The organism is Streptomyces sp. NPDC029151 (assembly GCF_055564315.1).
Genome location: NZ_JBVHWQ010000006.1, coordinates 169,072 through 186,977 on the forward strand (window position 1 = coordinate 169,072; position 17,906 = coordinate 186,977).

At 70.0% G+C, this 17,906-nt stretch carries 16 protein-coding genes and 1 pseudogene; 11 read left to right on the forward strand and 6 right to left on the reverse strand.

The window, feature by feature from the left end; genetic code table 11:
• Window positions 1-16 precede the first annotated feature (16 nt).
• The gene (locus tag ACZ4VF_RS23055; protein ID WP_467928187.1) at window positions 17-1,774 is read left to right on the forward strand and encodes a dolichyl-phosphate-mannose--protein mannosyltransferase; all 1,758 of its coding nucleotides are present in this window, start codon (window positions 17-19) and stop codon (window positions 1,772-1,774) included.
• A gap of 625 nt (window positions 1,775-2,399) precedes the next feature.
• On the opposite strand, the gene ACZ4VF_RS23060 is transcribed toward ACZ4VF_RS23055, so the two are convergent.
• A complete protein-coding gene (locus tag ACZ4VF_RS23060) occupies window positions 2,400-2,525 on the reverse strand; it encodes a hypothetical protein (protein WP_366749712.1) in 126 nt (41 codons plus the stop codon).
• A 291-nt stretch (window positions 2,526-2,816) separates the two neighbouring features.
• Here ACZ4VF_RS23060 and ACZ4VF_RS23065 point away from each other — a divergent pair, with 291 nt between their 5' ends.
• Complete coding sequence (locus ACZ4VF_RS23065) at window positions 2,817-4,097, forward strand: DGQHR domain-containing protein (RefSeq protein WP_467928188.1); 1,281 nt, start codon at window positions 2,817-2,819, stop codon at window positions 4,095-4,097.
• 249 nt (window positions 4,098-4,346) lie between these two features.
• On the opposite strand, the gene ACZ4VF_RS23070 is transcribed toward ACZ4VF_RS23065, so the two are convergent.
• A complete protein-coding gene (locus ACZ4VF_RS23070) occupies window positions 4,347-5,780 on the reverse strand; it encodes a PIN-like domain-containing protein (protein ID WP_467928190.1) in 1,434 nt (477 codons plus the stop codon).
• A 665-nt stretch (window positions 5,781-6,445) separates the two neighbouring features.
• Between ACZ4VF_RS23070 and ACZ4VF_RS23075 the strand changes: the two are divergent.
• The 3 genes and pseudogenes from ACZ4VF_RS23075 to ACZ4VF_RS23085 form a co-directional block, all read left to right on the forward strand.
• Window positions 6,446-6,949 (forward strand): annotated as a pseudogene (locus tag ACZ4VF_RS23075) (tyrosine-type recombinase/integrase); the annotation flags it as partial.
• Window positions 6,950-7,253: 304 nt separating this feature from the next.
• Window positions 7,254-8,888: a penicillin-binding transpeptidase domain-containing protein gene (locus ACZ4VF_RS23080; protein ID WP_467928191.1), complete on the forward strand. Its 1,635-nt coding sequence runs from the start codon at window positions 7,254-7,256 to the stop codon at window positions 8,886-8,888.
• A 99-nt stretch (window positions 8,889-8,987) separates the two neighbouring features.
• A complete protein-coding gene (locus ACZ4VF_RS23085) occupies window positions 8,988-10,652 on the forward strand; it encodes a penicillin-binding transpeptidase domain-containing protein (protein WP_467928192.1) in 1,665 nt (554 codons plus the stop codon).
• A 17-nt stretch (window positions 10,653-10,669) separates the two neighbouring features.
• Here ACZ4VF_RS23085 and ACZ4VF_RS23090 read toward each other — a convergent pair whose 3' ends face one another.
• Window positions 10,670-11,008 (reverse strand): SsgA family sporulation/cell division regulator, encoded by a 339-nt coding sequence (locus ACZ4VF_RS23090; protein ID WP_467928194.1) that lies wholly within the window; start codon window positions 11,006-11,008, stop codon window positions 10,670-10,672.
• Window positions 11,009-11,173: 165 nt separating this feature from the next.
• Between ACZ4VF_RS23090 and ACZ4VF_RS23095 the strand changes: the two genes are divergently transcribed.
• From ACZ4VF_RS23095 to ACZ4VF_RS23120, 6 genes are all read left to right on the forward strand, one after another.
• Window positions 11,174-12,217, forward strand: coding sequence for an energy-coupling factor ABC transporter permease (locus tag ACZ4VF_RS23095; protein ID WP_467928195.1), 1,044 nt, complete (start codon window positions 11,174-11,176; stop codon window positions 12,215-12,217).
• Between the two features lies 1 nt (window position 12,218).
• Complete coding sequence (gene cbiQ, locus ACZ4VF_RS23100; RefSeq protein ID WP_467928196.1) at window positions 12,219-12,980, forward strand: cobalt ECF transporter T component CbiQ; 762 nt, start codon at window positions 12,219-12,221, stop codon at window positions 12,978-12,980.
• Window positions 12,968-13,747, forward strand: coding sequence for an energy-coupling factor ABC transporter ATP-binding protein (locus tag ACZ4VF_RS23105; protein WP_467928198.1), 780 nt, complete (start codon window positions 12,968-12,970; stop codon window positions 13,745-13,747). The genes cbiQ and ACZ4VF_RS23105 overlap by 13 nt, the downstream gene beginning before the upstream one ends.
• Window positions 13,744-14,208 carry a MarR family winged helix-turn-helix transcriptional regulator gene (locus tag ACZ4VF_RS23110; RefSeq protein ID WP_467928199.1) on the forward strand — a complete coding sequence of 155 codons (465 nt, stop codon included), beginning with the start codon at window positions 13,744-13,746 and terminating at the stop codon, window positions 14,206-14,208. The genes ACZ4VF_RS23105 and ACZ4VF_RS23110 overlap by 4 nt, the downstream gene beginning before the upstream one ends.
• 107 nt (window positions 14,209-14,315) lie before the next feature.
• The gene (locus tag ACZ4VF_RS23115; protein WP_467928200.1) at window positions 14,316-14,762 is read left to right on the forward strand and encodes an organic hydroperoxide resistance protein; all 447 of its coding nucleotides are present in this window, start codon (window positions 14,316-14,318) and stop codon (window positions 14,760-14,762) included.
• 76 nt (window positions 14,763-14,838) lie between these two features.
• Window positions 14,839-16,017 (forward strand): serine hydrolase domain-containing protein, encoded by a 1,179-nt coding sequence (locus ACZ4VF_RS23120; protein ID WP_467928627.1) that lies wholly within the window; start codon window positions 14,839-14,841, stop codon window positions 16,015-16,017.
• Between the two features lie 61 nt (window positions 16,018-16,078).
• Here the strand turns inward: ACZ4VF_RS23120 and ACZ4VF_RS23125 are convergent, their stop codons facing one another.
• The 3 genes from ACZ4VF_RS23125 to ACZ4VF_RS23135 all read right to left on the reverse strand — a co-directional run bounded on the left by ACZ4VF_RS23125 (window position 16,079) and on the right by ACZ4VF_RS23135 (window position 17,765).
• The gene (locus ACZ4VF_RS23125; protein ID WP_467928201.1) at window positions 16,079-16,354 is read right to left on the reverse strand and encodes a DUF1876 domain-containing protein; all 276 of its coding nucleotides are present in this window, start codon (window positions 16,352-16,354) and stop codon (window positions 16,079-16,081) included.
• Window positions 16,355-16,431: 77 nt separating this feature from the next.
• Entirely contained in the window at window positions 16,432-17,277 is an 846-nt protein-coding gene (locus ACZ4VF_RS23130; RefSeq protein WP_467928203.1) for an EamA family transporter, read from the reverse strand.
• Window positions 17,274-17,765 (reverse strand): YbaK/EbsC family protein, encoded by a 492-nt coding sequence (locus ACZ4VF_RS23135; RefSeq protein ID WP_467928204.1) that lies wholly within the window; start codon window positions 17,763-17,765, stop codon window positions 17,274-17,276. The genes ACZ4VF_RS23130 and ACZ4VF_RS23135 overlap by 4 nt, the downstream gene beginning before the upstream one ends.
• Between the last annotated feature and the right edge of the window lie 141 nt (window positions 17,766-17,906).

Below are 17,906 nucleotides of genomic sequence, written 5' to 3' on the forward strand. Positions count from 1 at the left end.
TCCCTACGATGGCGCGGTGACCAGTACCGCGTCCTCCATGGACCTCCGGCAGGACCAGGCACCGCACGACCGGCGGCCGTCGTGGCAGCAGCGGCTGCGCCGATTCGGGTACGCGCCGGCCTCGGACGCGCCCGAGGGTGACGTACGCGACCGGCTGGTGCCGCCGTTCGCCGGGCCCGGCCCCCGGCTGTGGCGGGTGCTCGGCGTGCCGCCGGTCCTCGCCGAGCGGCTCACCCGCTGGTCGGGCTGGGGCGGGCCGCTGCTGGTGACGCTGCTGGCGGGCGTCATGCGGTTCTGGAACCTGGGCAGCCCGCGCGCGGTGATATTCGACGAGACGTACTACGCCAAGGACGCGTGGGCGCTGGTCCACCGCGGTTTCGAGGTCAGCTGGGACCAGTACGGCAAGAACGCCAACGACATGGTGCTCCAGCAGGGCGGGCACCTGGGGCTCCCGACGGACCCGGCGTACGTGGTGCACCCGCCGGTCGGCAAGTACGTGATCGGGCTCGGCGAGCTGGTCTTCGGGTTCGACCCGTTCGGCTGGCGGTTCATGACGGCGCTGCTCGGCACGCTGAGCGTGCTGCTGGTGTGCCGGATCGGCCGCCGGATGTTCCGCTCGACGTTCCTGGGCTGCCTCGCGGGCGCGCTGATGGCGGTCGACGGCCTGCACTTCGTGATGAGCCGGACCTCGCTGCTCGACGGCGTGCTGATGTTCTTCGTGGTGGCCGCGTTCGGCTGCCTGGTGGTGGACCGGGACCGGGCGCGCGAGCGGCTCGCCGCCGCGCTGCCGGCGGGGCCGGACGGGCGGGTACGGCCGGACGGGCAGGTCGCGGACACCTTCCGTTTCGGGTGGCGGCCCTGGCGCTGGACGGCCGGGCTGATGCTGGGCCTGGCCGCGGGCACGAAGTGGAACGGCCTGTACGTGCTGGCCGCGTTCTGTGTGATGACGGTCCTGTGGGACGTCGGCACCCGCAAGGTGGCCGGCGCGTACCGCCCGTACCTCGCGGTCCTGAAGTACGACACGGGCGCCGCGTTCGTGGCGACGATCCCGGTGGCCCTGGTGGTCTACGTGGTCTCGTGGACCGGCTGGATCCTCTCCCCGGCCGACGGCACGGGCGGCTACTACCGCAACTGGGCGGCCACCGACGGCAAGGGCGGCACCTGGGCGTTCCTGCCGGACTGGCTGCGCAGCCTGTGGCACTACGAGCACGAGGTGTACAAGTTCCACGTCCACCTCGACCAGCCGCACACGTACCAGTCCAACCCGTGGAGCTGGATCGTGCTGGGCCGACCCGTCTCGTATTTCTACGAGTCCCCCTCCCCCGGCTCCGACGGCTGCCCGGCGGACGCGGGCCAGAAGTGCGCCCGGGAGGTGCTGGCGATCGGCACGCCGCTGCTGTGGTGGGCGGCCTGCTTCGCGATCGGCTACGTGCTGTGGCGCTGGGCGTTCCGCCGCGACTGGCGGGCCGGCGCCATCGCCTGCGGTATCGCGGCGGGGTACCTCCCCTGGTTCCACTACCAGGAGCGCACGATCTTCCTCTTCTACGCGGTCGTCTTCCTGCCGTTCCTGTGCCTGGCGGTGGCGATGATGGCCGGCGCGCTCGTGGGCCCGCCGAAATCCACCGACACCCGCCGCGTGATCGGCGCGACGGCGGCGGGCGTACTGGTCCTGCTGATCGCCTGGAACTTCATCTACTTCTGGCCCCTGTACACGGGCCAGGCGATCCCGATCGACTCCTGGCGGTCGCGGATGTGGCTGGACACCTGGGTGTAGCTGGGCAGACCCACTGGGAGGGCGCGGCCGACGGCCGCGCCCTCCCGGCCGTTGTTGGTCGTTAGTGGTTGATGCTGGCCGCCCTCGGACGGCCCGGAGACGGCCCGGCCAAGGCAGCACGGCAGATTCACAGCCCGCGCGACTCGTCGGAGGCGACCTGCGCCTACGAGGGGTCCAAGGCATGTGGCCCCCACAACGGCCCCACAGAGACGATGCAGGCGTTCTTCCCGGTGCCGCCCCGATACGAGCGACCGTCTGACGGCCCAGTGATCACTCAGCGACCGCGACAGCTCTCGGCATTGGGCCGAAGATGTTTGCCCGCGCCGCGGAACAAAGCTGCCTTACCTCAAGCTCGACTTGGGCCCAGTGCAGCCAGGCTTAGGCGCCACCATTGAAGCCGCGGATTGTACCCTAACCAGGCCTTTTGATCTGGTGTACAGTTTTGTTGTTGGGGAGCCATCACCCACTCGGGAAGGCACCTGACACGAAGAAGGGCCCGGCTCCTGCCAGAGCCAGGCCCTCCATGCAGTAGACACGAGCCCGGTCGCCTATCAGTAGGCCGGGCTCGCTGCTTTACCAGCGGCCCGCCGCGGCCGGGCGTACTCGCGCGTGGCGCCTTCTGTAATCAGGAGACGTACTGCACCACGATGGCGGCAAGCGCCAGGATCAGCCCGATCACACCGATGACCACCTGAGCCTTCTCGGGCCCGGTCCACGGCCGACGGGGCTTCCTCCCATCGAAACCTGCCACTTCGCGCCTCCTTCTCCTCCAGCCCTGGCCTTCAGGGCGCCACACTGAACAGCTCTTGCTGCCCAGCAAGTTGAGGGGAGGATCTTGCAGCGCGAAAGTCAGACTACTCTAGCCGTACGTTTACACGGAAACGTACGCACGCATACCAGGAGACGTACCGTACGCACCAGAACAGTGCTGACACATCATCAGTACATCGCATCCGCGCTGTCTTTGCAAACAACTCCGCTGTCACCGCATACTAGTTGTACCCACTAGACGTGAACCACTCTGACTGACCTGGGGGTTGACATGCCGACACTGCACGCGGCGATCCGCGCCAAGATGGGATCGACCCCGTACTACGTGACCACCATGAAGGTGAGCGACCTCGTTCAGATCGCCCGACCGGCGAGCGAGCAGGAAGAGTGGGCCACCACTGGCCTGACCGAACGGTTGCAGCGTGAGCTCAACGACACTCGGGTGCGCACCGAGATCGCCCCGTACCTGGCCAACTCCCCCGACCGGTTCTTCGGCGCCATCATCCTCCTGCTGGACTCCGATGAGGAGCCGGAGTTCGAGCCGCTCAGCGAGGTGGCCAAGAGCCTGCCGAAGGCGTACCGGTCCACGATGGGCAAGGACTCCTTCGGCTTCCTGACCATTGACAGCGGCGAGCGCATCATCCTCGACGGCCAGCACCGCTTCGCCGCCCTGCGCGAAGTGTTCATCACGCGCAACGTGGAGGGTGAGTACGTCAAGGACGTCGGGGACGACGAGGTGACCGTCATCATCGTCCCGCGCATCAGCACACAGCACACCAGGAAGATCTTCAACAAGGTCAATCGCTACGCCAAGAACACGAGTCGCGGCGACAACATCCTCACCAGTGAGGACGACGGGTTCGCCATCTTGACCCGGCGCCTGGCGGATGACGGCGGTCCGCTGGCCGGCAAGAACCACAAGGGTGAATCGCTGGTCAACTACAAGAACAACACGATCGCCGAACGCAGCACCCAGCTCACCACCCTGAGCGCCATCTACGAGACCGTCCGCATCATCGCTGAGCACTACGACATGGCGGACGAGCTGAACGAGAAGAAGACTCACGTCCGCCCCTCTGAGGACACCCTGGACCAGGGCTACGAGCACGTCGAGGGCTGGTGGGCGACTGTCCTGGACGGCATGCCGAAGCTGAAGTACGGCCGGGACAACACCAAGCTCCTCCCCGAGCTGCGCGCCAAGGAAGCCGACTACGGACTGCTGTTTAAGCCGGCAACCCACATCGTGCTGTTCCAGGCGCTCTCTCAGATCCTCAAGGCAGACCCCAACCTGACCCTCGAGGAAGCCGTGGACCGCACCTACCAGCTCGGCTGGAAAATCACAGACCCTCTGTGGCGCGACGTCCTGATCAACTCCGCGCACAACATCCTGACGAAGAAGGAGAACTACAACCTCGCGGCCGACTTGATCACCTACCTGGTTGTCGGCAACAAGCTGCCCACCAACCACATCAAGGAGCTGCGCGAGCGCGTCGCAAAGGCACGCGGCGAGGACGAGTCGACGTTCCAGCTTCCGGACCCGCTCGCCGACTGATCGGCGCCATCTCACCCAACCTGCGGCTACCACGCCCCGCGCCGGCCGGGTCCGCAGCGCTTACGCTCGACCCGGCCCGGCACCTTCAGCCCACTTTTTCACCGCAGAGTCTTCCACCAGCAGCTCTACAGCGGTCCGGTTTTGAGTGCACTGAACAGGCATATTGCTTCATACAGCTGGTGTGGGGCAGCCCAGGGAACTTCAACAGGTAGGAGGGAACCCGCGGCTCCAGGTTTCTGTTGCGCAGAGCTAGGCAGAAAGGAGGTCAAGCTTTCCCATCCACCGTAGAAGAAGTTCGCTTTGGGTGGCGCTGAGGTCAAGGTCGGGCTGCTCGTCCAGCAGGTGCCTTACCTCAGTCACCGAGGCTCCTTCGTCAAGCATCTGGCGGACTTCCTGGGCTCCCAGGATGCGCTCCATGAAAAGCCGACGCAGCAACTGCGCGTCGCGGTTCTCAACGAACTTGCGACCATGGGCGGTGAGAAGAATCTTCTCTCCTTGCACGACGGACAATCCGAGGGAGACCAAGTTCATGAGTCTTTTGCGCGCCTCGGGTTCGAGAGTGACGCTCGTAAAGAACTCCATGAACTTCTCAAGACACGTCTTCAGTTGAGGGTTCTCCTCAACCAGCTGAGCCATGAGCCACAGCGTCTCGACGTAGTCATTGCTGCGGCCACCGGGAACCTTGGCTAGGCGGTAGCGCGAACGGGTTGCGGCATGTCGCAGTTCGTCGGCGTCGGCTTCGACTGTCTCCAGGTGCCGCAAGGCGTCGACCGAGTTCCGGTCGACTTTCTTTTCCAGCTGGAAGACCCTACTGACCTGCTGCATCAGAGTGCTGGGCTCTACCATGAAGAGTCGCAGACCAGTGAGATCGCGCAGCTCATTCACCAACTCGATGCGCGGAAGCCGAACGGCTTTAGCAGACGCCTTCCGCCACCAGTCCTCCTTCAGATCCCGAGTAACGAAGAGCACATCCTTCCTGTGGCTCTGGGCCGCGTCCATGAGCTGACGCCAGACCAGATAGTCGCCGGCCGCCTCCTCGTCCTCCTTCTTCCCACTCTCAAAGTCCTTATAGCCAGGTGGTATTTGCTGGTCAGCCCTCTCCTTGGCCCGCTGCACCTCCTCCACGTGCCGCTGCGGCGAGTAGGGAGCTCCGACACGTTGGTCGAGAAGGTGTTCCAAGGCATTAATCACGGGGTCGGTGTGTGTGTTGCGGATCCCCGGGACCCTATCCTTTGCGGCCTGACGCTCCAGCCTCTCTTCAATTTCCTGGTAGAGCTTCTCGGCGCGATCAAGCTTCTCGTACATCGGTGAAACGATGTCGGTGTTGTCACCTATGTGGACATTCCTAGCCCACTCCTCCAAAGCACTGCGTGACCGACTGATAGAACTCTTCAAAATCTCCGCCGCGGTGGAGGCTTTTTTATCGTGATAGGTAATGAGCTCTTCACTCTGTCGGTTGCGCCAGAACTCAACCAGCACTTGGTGAGGGACCCACAGGCGTTCGGAGAGCGTCTTGAGGACGGTCAGCATGTCCTCACGGACGCGCCCGTTCATGCGGTACAAGTCGAGCAGTACGTTGGTGTCTAGGACGACGAGGCCGTGCTGCAGGGCCGATCGGTAGTCGCGATCGGAGGGTGTGCGATAGGCCTCGAATCCATCGAACATGCCCCGTGCCGTGGTCATACTGCTTCCCTCCCCCAGAACCTACGTGCTTATGATTCCAGAGGTGCGAGGCGGAAGCCCGGGTGTTTCGCTGCCGTACGCGCGATCTGGCCTCGTTGGCGGGTCCGTGTAAGAACGCTTCCTCTGGGCTGGCCCCGGACGCCACAAGCCATCACGCCGACGCCAGTCGACCGGCAGCTGCACAGTGGGCCCCGCCCACCACCCACGGCCAGCGTCTCTCCGCGTGCAGCATGCTGTCGGGGGACACCTGGGGGACCAGTGTCGGGTCAGGGGGCGACGTATCTCTCCATAGCAGGCAATGCGCACCGCGTTCGGAGTTCGATCCATCCGTGGCTCACATCCGCACCACCCCTCACTGCGCTGCAAAGCCTTCACTGGCATGGGCAGTGTCTTCATCTTCCGCGTGAACGCCGTGTACCGTGCACTGTTCGTAGTGTTTTCGCCTGACCGGCTCCTGGTCCTGTGTGTTGACAATCGACGCAACTATGAGCGGCTCTTGGCGGTGGGGCAAGGCGGCCGACTCCGGCGGCTCCCTGACCTGAGCGGACGTCGTCCCCGCACGGCACTTCGGTGCCGTCGAGGCCGCGTTCCGCCACCGCGCCAGCCATTGGACCCGCGTGTCCGGCCGTGACGAGGGCGCGCGGGCAAGCGGGCGCTTGAGGGGGCCTCAGAAGCCGCTGGCCCTACGGGATGTGCCGCTACCCAAGGCTGTGGCCACCGTGCTGCGGGAGCACTCCAAGGAGTTCGAGCCGATCGACGTGACGCTGCCGTGGCGCACGCCAGACGGCCCCCACGTGACGAAGCGGCTGATCTTCAGCGGAGTCGAGGGGCGCCACGTACGCGTGAGCAACTTCAACGATCATCACTGGAAGCCCGCGCTCGCCGCCGCCGGCATCATCCCCGATGCCGAAGCGGGCGAGCGGTATGCGTCGGCCCGCGAGCACGGCATGCACGCACTCAGGCACTTCTACGCCTCCGTGCTGCTGGACGCCGGCGAGAACATCCGGGCCCTGAGTCAGTACCTCGGGCACAGCGATCCGGGGTTCACGCTCCGGACATACACTCACCTGATGCCGAGCAGCGAGGGACGCACGCGGAAGGCCGTCGACAGCCTCTATCTGGCGTCCGATCATCACGATCACGGCCCAGAGACGGCCCAAGCCGCCTGATTCGGCCCCGGCCAGAGGCAAACGCCCTGGTCGGGGCCCTACGGGGCCTGATCGCGCAGACTTCATCTACTTCTGGCCCCTGTACACGGGCCAGGCGATCCCGATCGACTCCTGGCGGTCGCGGATGTGGCTGGACACCTGGGTGTAGCGGGCGGTCGACCGTTCGCCCGGGGCCCGCGCCGGCGCATCTCCGTTCGGACAACAATCGGCAACTCCGGTCACAAGCGCTCCACAACCGCTTACAGTGCTCCCAGTACCTGTTTTGAACGTGTTCAACAGGTCGAACGGGAGGGGAATCCGCGTCATGCGCAACGGGGTCAAGGCGGCCGTCGTCGGAGGCGTGTGCGTCACGGTGCTGGGCGGGGCCGGTTACGGCGTCTTCAACATCGCGTCCGCGCTGAACGGTGACGGCGGCACGGGGGGCGCGGCGGCCGTGAAGACCGGTCCGCCCAGCGGTTCCGAGGTGAGGGAGGCGACCGGCGCGTTCTTCGCCGCCTGGGAGAAGGGCGACGCGGTCTCCGCGGCCTCGTGGACGAACTACCCCCAGGCCGCGCAGGAACTGCTGACGGCCTTCGCCGACGACGCGCACATCGGCAAGGTGCGGATCACCCCCGGCCGGACGAGCGGCGACACGGTGCCGTTCACGGTGCGGGCGACGGTGTCGTACCACGGGGTGTCGCGGCCGCTGTCGTACCGCGGCACGCTGACCGTCGTCCGCGGCGAGACCTCGCACCGCCCGCTGGTCGACTGGCAGCCCTCGGTCGTGCATCCCCGCCTGCGCAAGGGGGACACGCTCCGCACGGGCGAGTCCAGCGCGCCGGAGATCGAGGCCGTGGACCGCGACGGGAAGGTGCTCACCCGGGTGACGTACCCGTCCCTCGGCCCGATCCTGGACGAGCTGCGCGGGCGGTACGGCGACAGGACCGGCGGCCGGCCCGGAGTGGAACTCGTCGTCCGGCACCAGGCGGCGGGTGACGGCAGCCAGGCCGCGGACACCCCGTTGCTCACCCTCGCCAAGGGCAGGCCCGGCATGCTCCCGACGACGCTCAGCGCCAGCGTCCAGGCGGCGGCCGAGGCGGCCGTGGCGAAGTACCCCGAGTCCTCCGTCGTGGCCGTCAAACCCAGCACCGGCGAGATCCTGGCCGTCGCCAACAACCGCGACGACGGCTTCGACGCGGCCCTCCTCGGCGAACGCGCCCCCGGCTCCACCATGAAGATCATCAGTGCGGCCACCCTCATCGACAACGGCCTGACCACGGCGAACGGTCCGGCGCCCTGCCCGCCGTCGGCCGTGTGGCAGAGCCAGACCTTCCAGAACCTGAAGGGTCTGACGCCCGACGAGCACGCCACCCTCGCCGACAGCTTCGCCCGCTCCTGCAACACGGCGTTCGTGAAGTTCGCGGACGAGGTGAAGGCCGACTCCCTCACCCGGGAGGCCCAGGACCGGTTCGGGCTCGGGCGGAACGACTGGAAGACCGGCGTGCCGACCTTCGACGGCCGGGTCCCCGCCTCCGGCGGGCCGGACACCGCGGCCAACCTGATCGGCCAGGGCCAGGTCCAGATGAGCCCGCTGAACATGGCGTCCGTGACGGCGACCGCGAAGACCGGCACCTTCCGCCAGCCGGTGATCGTGCCGCTGAGGCTGGACGGCCGGACCCCCGCCCGCGCGCGTGGCCTGTCCCCGGCAACGGCCCGGCAGCTGCGCGCCCTGATGAGCCGTACCGCGCGCAGCGGCACCGCGGCGGGCGTGCTCGGCTCGATGCGCGGGGACGTCGGCGCGAAGACCGGATCCGCCGAGGTCGACGGGGAGGCGAAGTCGGACAGCTGGTTCGCCGGGTACCGGAACGACGTGGCGGCGGCGGCCATGGTCCAGGACGGCGGGCACGGCGTCGACGCCGCCGGGCCGATTGTCGCAAGCCTGCTACGGATCGCCGGCTGAGATCACCCGCGGAGGCGGGGACTTTAAGGTGAGTGCCGTCGTTGGGGAAGTGTGAGGGCATGCGGGGACCCTGGGGAAAGGTGCGGAGGAACTGAGGCTGTGGGGAAGAGAAGGCGCGTCGCCGAGCGACGGAAGACCCGTCCCGCCGTACTCGGCGGGATGATCGCCGTGGTCGTCGGCGGCGCCGGGTTCGGCGTCTACGCGCTGTACGGCGGGGCCGCGGCCGACGAGCGGCCCGGCGCCGCGCCCGGCCACAAGGCCGTCCGCACCGGCCCGCTCACCGCCGCCGAGGTCCGCACCGCCTCCACCCGTTTCCTCACCGCCTGGCAGCACGGCCGGGTCACCGAGGCGGCCGCCGCCACCGACGACCCGTCCACCGCCGGCAAGCTCCTCACCGGCTACACCAAGGACGCCCGCCTGAAGGACGTCACGCTCACCCCGGGCACGGCCAAGGGCGCCACGGTCCCCTTCTCCGTGAAGGCGACGGTCTCCTACCGCGGCCTGAGCAAGCCGCTGGCCTACGGCAGCTCCCTCACCGTCGTCCGCCGGGCGAGCGACGGCAGGCCGCTGGTCGACTGGCACTCCGCCGTGGTCCACCCGGACCTGCGCGACGGCGACAGGCTCGTGACCGGCGAGTCCGGCACCCCGCCGGTGAAGGCGCTGGACCGGTCCGGCGGGGAGATCACGGCCGCGAAGTACCCGTCCCTGGGCACCGTGCTGGACGGCCTGCGCGAGAAGTACGGCAAGAAGGCGGGCGGCACGGCGGGCGTCGAGCTGCGCGTGGTGCGCGGCAAGGCGGCCAGGGCGGCGAAGCTCTCCGACAAGACGCTGGTGGAGCTGAGCAAGGGCACGCCGGGCACGGTGAGGACGACGCTCAGCCCCGGCCTCCAGGCCGCCGCCGAGCAGCAGGTGGACAAGCGCGCGCGTGCCTCGGTGGTCGTGCTGCGGCCCTCGACCGGCGAGATCCTCGCGGTCGCCAACAGCGGGCACGGCTTCAACACCGCCTTCCAGGGCTCCCTCGCGCCCGGCTCCACGATGAAGGTGATCACCTCCTCGCTGCTGATCGAGAAGGGCCTGGCCTCGGCGGACAAGGAGCATCCCTGCCCGAAGACCGTCAAGTACGGCGGCTGGACGTTCCACAACGACGACGACTTCGAGATCAAGGGCGGCACGTTCAAGGCGAGCTTCGCCCGGTCCTGCAACACCGCCTTCATCAGCCAGGCGAAGAAGCTGAAGAACGACGACCTGACCGAGCAGGCCCAGCAGGTCTTCGGGCTGTCGATGAACAACTGGGCGATCGGCGTGCCCACCTTCGACGGCTCGGTGCCGGTGCAGTCGGCGGCCCAGATGGCGGCCTCGCTGATCGGGCAGGGCGGGGTGCGCATGAACCCGCTGAACATGGCCTCGGTGGCGGCGACCGTGCGGTCCGGCAGCTTCCACCAGCCGTACCTGGTCGCCCCGTCCGTGGACCATCGCACGCTGGCCACCGCCTCGCGCACCATGTCGGCGAAGACGCTGTCCCAGCTGCGCGAGCTGATGAAGTACACGGCCGCGTACGGCACGGCCGCCGAGGCGATGTCGGGGCTCGGCCCGGACTTCGGCGCGAAGACCGGCTCGGCGGAGGTCGACGGGCAGAAGAAGCCGAACGGCTGGTTCACCGCCTACAAGGGCGACCTGGCAGCCGCCGGCGTGGTCCAGGCGGGCGGGCACGGCGGTGACACGGCCGGACCGATCGTGGCGAAACTGCTGAAGCTCGGGAGCTGACCGCCTCCCGGCGGGGCTCAGCCCCGTACGGGCTCGGCGGTGTAGGTGCGGCGCAGGAACCGGAGCAGCGTCTTCGACTCGAACTGCACCACTTCGACGCCGTGGTCGGTGTGGAACTCGACCACGGCCTGGACGCGCCCGCAGGGCCACACGCGGACGTCGCCGCTCTCGGACGGCACCCGCAGCCCCTGCTCCAGGAGCGCCCGGGAGAAGGTCCACTCGTGCGGACCGGGCAGGCCCACGCGGACCGAGCGGGGATCGCTGTCGGGGTCGTACCGCAGCACGACGGGTACGGCCCCCGGGTCCTCCTCGTCCGTGACGATATGAGCGCGCGCGTACTGCTCGACTACAGACATCGGACCGCCCTCTCACGCACCGTGACGTATACGAAAGCTGTGCATCCGCTTTCCATCCAGCGTCGCACATTTTCCGGTGCGCGCCCCGGTGGGAGACGAGACCCGGTCCTTCCTGCGGCCGCTCTCTCTTGCAAGGAGTTCGCAACAAGGGCCTAAAATCGTCGGGTGCATGTACCTGACGGATTCATCGACGCCCCGACCTCGGCGGTCACCGGAGTGGTCGCCGCCGGCGCCCTCGCGGTGAGCCTGCGCGGCGCCCGCCGTGAACTCGACGAGCGGACGGCCCCGCTGGCGGGGCTGGTGGCGGCGTTCATCTTCGCCGTCCAGATGCTCAACTTCCCCGTAGCGGCCGGCACCAGCGGCCACCTCCTCGGCGGGGCCCTGGCCGCGATACTCGTCGGCCCCTACACGGCCGTGCTGTGCGTGTCGGTCGTGCTGCTCATGCAGGGGGTGCTGTTCGCCGACGGCGGGCTGACCGCGCTCGGCGTGAACATCACCGACATGGCGATCGTCACCACGGTCGTGTCGTACGCCGTCTTCCGCGGCCTGCTCGCCGTGCTGCCCCGCAAGCGGCGCTCGGTGACCGTCGCCTCCTTCGTCGCCGCGCTGGTGTCCGTGCCGGCCGCCGCGGTCGCCTTCACCCTGATCTACGCGGTCGGCGGCACCACCGACGTCTCCCTGGGCAAGGTCGCGACCGCCATGATCGGGGTGCACGTGCTGATCGGCATCGGCGAGGCGGTCATCACCGCGCTCACCGTCGGCGCCGTCGTCGCCGTACGCCCGGACCTGGTGCACGGCGCGCGCGGGCTGCGGCAGCGGCTCCGGCTGCGGGTGAACGGCGCACTGGTGGACGCTCCGGCTCCCACGGTGCCCGTGGCAGCGCGCACCTCGCGGCGCACGCTGTGGGTGACCGGCCTGGTCACCTCGCTCGTCCTCGCCGGGTTCGTCAGCTTCTACGCCTCCGCGAACCCCGACGGCCTGGAGAAGGTCGCGCACGACAAGGGGATCGACAAGAAGGCGGAGAAGCACGCCGCCTCCGGCTCGCCGCTGGCCGACTACGGCGTCAAGGACATCTCCGACGCCCGGCTGTCCGGCGGTCTCGCGGGCGTGATCGGCGTCGGCGTCACGGTCGTCGCGGGCAGCGCGGTGTTCTGGGCGCTGCGCCGGCGCCGCGCCGACGACGTCTCCCCCGTGAACACCGGCGTCTGAGGTGGGAGCGGGACACGCGCACCGGCTCTACCGGCACGGGCACTCGCCCGTGCACGGTCTGCCGCCGCACACCAAACTCGCCGCCGCGTTCCTGTTCGTGGTGGTCGTGGTGTCGACCCCGCGCGAGGCGATGTGGGCGTTCGCGGTCTACGCCGTGCTGCTGGCCTGTGTGGCGTACCACGCGCGCGTGCCCGCCGGCTTCCTGCTCGGGCGGCTGCTGATCGAGGTGCCGTTCGTCGCGTTCGCGGTCCTCATGCCGTTCGTGGCGGAGGGCGAGCGGGTGGACGTCCTGGGCCTCTCGCTGAGCGTGAACGGGCTGTGGGGCGCCTGGAACGTGCTCGCCAAGGGCACCCTCGGCGTCGCCGCCTCGGTGCTGCTGGCCGCCACGACCGAGCTGCGCGAGCTCCTGCTCGGACTGCAGCGCCTGAAGCTGCCGCCGCTGCTCGTGCAGATCGCCTCCTTCATGATCCGCTACGGCGACGTCATCACCGACGAGATGCGCCGGATGCGGATCGCCCGCGAGTCGCGCGGCTTCGAGGCGAAGGGCGTACGGCACTGGGGCGTGCTCGCCAAGTCCGCCGGCGCGCTGTTCATCCGCTCCTACGAACGCGGGGAACGGGTACACCTGGCCATGGTGAGCCGGGGGTACGCGGGTGCGATGCCCGTCATCGACGAGGTGACCGCCTCCGGCGCGCAGTGGCGGCACGCCCTGACCCTCCCCTGCGCCGCCCTCGTCGTCTGTCTGCTGGGATGGTTCCTGTGACACCTTCTGCGGTTCCCGTGACGCCTTCGCTGGAAGTGGCCGGTCTGGCCTTCGCCTATCCCGACGGGCACCAGGCCCTGTTCGGCGTGGACTTCTCCATCGGACGCGGCGAGCGGGTCGCCCTCCTCGGCCCCAACGGCGCCGGCAAGACCACCCTGGTGCTGCACCTCAACGGCATCCTCGGCGGCGGCACGGGCACGGTGACGGTGGCCGGGCTGCCGGTCGGCAGGCAGCACATGGCCGCGATCCGGCAGAAGGTCGGCATCGTCTTCCAGGACCCCGACGACCAGCTGTTCATGCCGACCGTGCGGGAGGACGTGGCGTTCGGGCCGGCCGCCGCCGGGATCAAGGGGGCCGCGCTGGAGGCCCGGGTGCGCACGGCGCTGCAGCGGGTCGGGATGCAGGACTTCGCCGACCGGCCGCCGCACCACCTGTCCTTCGGGCAGCGCCGCCGGGTCGCGGTGGCCACCGTGCTCGCCATGGAGCCGGAGATCCTCGTCCTGGACGAGCCGTCCTCCAACCTGGACCCGGCCTCCCGCCGGGAACTCGCCGACATCCTGCGCTCCCTGGACGTCACGGTCCTCATGGTCACGCACGACCTGCCGTACGCCCTGGAGCTGTGCCCGCGCTCGCTGATCCTGAGCGACGGGGTGATCGCGGCGGACGGTCCGACCGGCGCGCTCCTCTCCGACGAGGAGCTGATGCGGGCGCACCGGCTGGAGCTGCCGTTCGGCTTCGACCCGAAGTCCGTGACAATGGGCGCGTGACGAACGAGGACCCGGCCGTCGAGGGCTCGCTGCTGCTGGACGACCAGCTGTGCTTCGCGCTGTACGCGGCCCAGCGCGCCGTGACCGCCGCGTACCGGCCGCTGCTGGACGAGCTGGGGCTCACGTACCCGCAGTACCTGGTGCTGCTCGTGCTGTGGGAGCGGGGGGAGACCAGCGTGAAGGAGCTGACGGGTGCGCTGCGGCTGGACTACGGCACCGTCTCGCCGCTGCTGAAGCGGCTGGAGGGGGCGGGCCTGGTGCGCAGGGAGCGCGCACCGGGCGACGAGCGCTCGGTGCGGGTGGCGTGCACCGGGCGCGGCGAGGAACTGAGGGAGCGCGCGGCGCGGGTGCCCGGCGCGCTGCTCACCACCACGGGGTTCGGCGGCCAGGAGGTCGCGCGGTTGCGCGAGGAGCTGTGGAGGCTGACCGAGCGCGCCGACGCGGCGGCCGACCGGCGCTGATCCCGCGTTACCCGCGGTTTCCCACCCCCTGCGGCGAACCCTGACCTACCGGCCAGTACCTTGTGCACGATGTACTTGTGCGCCACTTGTTCCGGGGGAGGCCGGCCATGACCGAGGGCACCGCTGTCGACACGCGCCCGACGAAGATCGTGTACGTCGCCGAGGCCACCGCCCACGGCGGCCGGGACGGCTACGTGACCAGCCAGGACGGCCGGATCGACCTGAAGGTGGCGATGCCGCCGGAGCTGGGCGGCGACGGCGACGGCACCAACCCGGAACAGCTGTTCGCGGCCGGCTTCAGCTCCTGCTTCCACAACGCGCTGATCCTGGTCGGCAACCGCGCGGGCTACGACCTGACCGGCTCCACCGTGGCCGCGAAGGTCGGCATCGGCCCGAACCGGCACCGCGGCTACGGCCTCGCGGTCGCCCTCAGCGTCTCCCTGCCGGTCCTGGACCCCCAGGTGGCGGCCGGGCTGGTGGACGCGGCGCACGCGGTCTGCCCGTACTCGAACGCGACACGCGGCAACATCGACGTCTCGATTCTGCTGGGCTAGACGCACTGAGGAATCCAAGGCCGCGCCCCCGTGTTTCACTCATGACGTTAAGCGAGTGAAGGGACCCGGCGTGGATGTGAACGTGAACGGCACGGTGACCGAGGGCTTCGAGCCGGTCAGGGAGGCGTTCGCCGCCAACTTCGCGCACGCCGGGGAGCGCGGCGCGGCCGTCGCCGTCTACCGCGACGGGCACCGGGTCGTGGACCTGTGGGCCGGCACGAAAGACGTGGATGGCGCGGGCGGCGCGGACGGCGCGGCCCCCTGGGAGCCCGGCACCGCACAGGTCGTGCGCTCGGCGACCAAGGGCGTCGCCGCCGCCGCGCTGCTGCTCCTGCACCAGCGCGGCGAGCTGGACCTGGACGCCCCGGTCGGCACCTACTGGCCGGAGTACAAGGCGGCCGGCAAGGAGCACACACGCGTGCGGGACGTGCTGGCGCACCGCGCGGGCGTGCCCGTGCTGGACCGCCCGCTGACGCCCGCCGAGGCCGCCGACCCCGACCGGGGCGCCGCGGCCGTCGCCGCGCAGGCGCCGGTGTGGGAGCCGGGCACGGACCACGGCTACCACGCCCAGACCTACAGCTGGCTCACCGGCGAGCTGCTCCGCCGGGTCACCGGCCGCCCGGCCGGCGACTGGATAGCGGACGAGATCGCCCGGCCCGTCGGCGCGGACCTGTGGCTCGGCCTGCCGGAGGCGGAGCACGCGCGCGCCGGCCGCGTCGGCCCGGTGGACGCGCCCGAGACCGCGGGCGGCCTGAAGACCCGCCCCAAGCGCGCGGTCGCCGAGGCCTACGCCGACCCGGAGTCGCTGACCCGCCGCGCGTTCGCGGCGATCACCCCGCTGCCCGACGAGAACGACCCCGCCTACCGCGCCGCCTGCCTGCCCGCCTCCAACGGCATCGCCACGGCCGACGGACTGGCCCGCTTCTACGCCTCGCTCATCGGGGAGGTGGACGGCGGCACACGGCTGTTCACCCCGCAGACCATGGAACTGGCCCGGACCGAGCGGTCCGCCGGACCGGACCGGGTGCTGGTGGTCGGCACCCGGTTCGGCCTCGGCTACATGCTGCACGGCGCCGCGTCCCCCCTGCTCTCCCCCTCCTCCTTCGGCCACCCCGGCCGGGGCGGCGCGCTCGGCTTCGCCGACCCGGAGGCCGGGATCGCCTTCGGCTACGTCACCAACGGCTTCCGGGGCGGTGTGACGGCGGACCCGAGGGCGCAGGCGCTGGTCCGGGCGGTCCGCACGGCGCTCGCCTGATCCACGGACGCCCGCGGGGCATGGGGGGCGAACCGGGCGTGCGGTGCCTGCGGGACCCGTGTCACACGTGGATGGGGTGCGAGGTGCGCCCGGACGCCTGGTCGATCTCCTCGTGGGCCTTGGTCAGCAGCTGCATGGCCAGTTCGTTCAGGGCACGGGCGCCGGCGATCTCCTCGCCGATCCGGGGCTGGTTCGCGTCCACGCGGTGCCGGCTGGCGCGGCCGTGGGCCCGCACCTCGCTGCCGTCGGGCAAGCGCACCAGAGCCGCCGCGCGGGTGTGCTGATCGTCCTCCTCGAACTCGAGCTCGACGTGCCATCCCACAGCGGTGTGCATCATGACGACCACCTCCGAGAAATCGCTGATTCCAGGGTGCGCCACCGCACCCCGGCCCGTCATGTCGGGCCGGGACGCCGCTAACCGGCGCGCAGCATCAGCCCGATCCCGACGACCAGCAGACCCGCCGCCACGATCCGGGGCGCGCCGAAGCGCTCCTTGAAGAACAGCGCGCCGATGGCCGCGCCGACGATGACGGAGGTCTCGCGCAGGGCGGCGATCGGGGCGAGCGCGGCGCGGGTCTGGGCCCACAGCACCAGGGCGTAGGCGGCGACGGACAGGGCGGCGCCGAGCAGGCCGAGGGCGGCGTACGGACGGAGCAGCCGTACCGTGCCGCCCCGCACGCGGGCGAACAGGACCGCGGGCAGGACCCAGCCCTGGACGGCCATGAGCCAGGCGATGTACCCGAGCGAGGTGTGCGCGGCCCGGACGCCCATGCCGTCGATGACCGTGTACACGGCGATCGTCAGACCGGTGGCGAGGGCCGCGCCGATCGCCGCCCAGTCCGGCCGCCTGCCGCGCATCCCCCACAGCGCCACTCCGCCGAGCCCCAGGCAGGACACGGCGATTCCGGCGCCCGCCCGGACGCCGGGCACCTCGTGCGCGAAGACGGCGGCGAGCAGCGAGACGACGAGCGGGGCGCTGCCGCGTGCGATGGGGTACGCCTGCCCGAAGTCACCGAGCCGGAACGAGGTCGTCAGCAGGGCGTAGTAGGCGATGTGCACGGCCGCCGAAGCGAACAGGTACGGCCAGGCGGCTCCCGCCGGGAAGTCGGCGAACGGTGTGAGCGCGAGCCCGATCAGCAGCCCACCGCCGGATATGAGGGCGAACCCGGCCTGCTTGTCGGTGATGCGGTGCGCGAGGGCGTTCCAGCCGGCGTGGGTGACGGCGGCGACCAGCACGGCCGCGGCGACGACCGGTGTCACGCGCGCCGCTCGCGCACGTCCACCAGTGTCGCGCCCGCGCGGGCGACGAGTTCCCCGGGTTCGATCGGGAAGACGGTGTGCGGCGTCCCGGCCGCCGCCCACACCACGTCGTGCGCGAGCAGCGACCGGTCGGCGAGGACCCGCGTCCGCGTACGGTGCCCGAACGGCGGCACCCCGCCGATGGCGTACCCGGTGGTCTCCCGCACCACCCCCGCGTCGGCCCGGCCGACCTCCACGGCCCCCAGTTCCCGGCGCACCCGCTCCACGTCCACCCGCGAGGCCCCGTCCATCAGCACCAGCACGGGCACCCCGTCGGCGGCGAAGACCAGCGACTTGCAGATCTGACTCAACCCGCACCCGATGGCGGCGGCGGCCTCGGCGGCGGTCCGGGTCGCCTCGGGGAAGCTCCGCACCCGGGGCAGCAGCTCCTCCCCCAGGCCCAGCTCCTCCACGGCGGCGGCGAAACGAGGGTGAGCGGTCGTCGTCATACGCGCACGCTAACGGGTCGCCGTGCGGCGGACGAAACGCATTCCGCCGGGGTGAGGCCACATCCCGTCGGGGTGCGGACGCGTTCCGTCCGGGTGCGGACGCGTTCCGTCCGGGTGCGGACGGCGAGAAGCCGGTGGGGG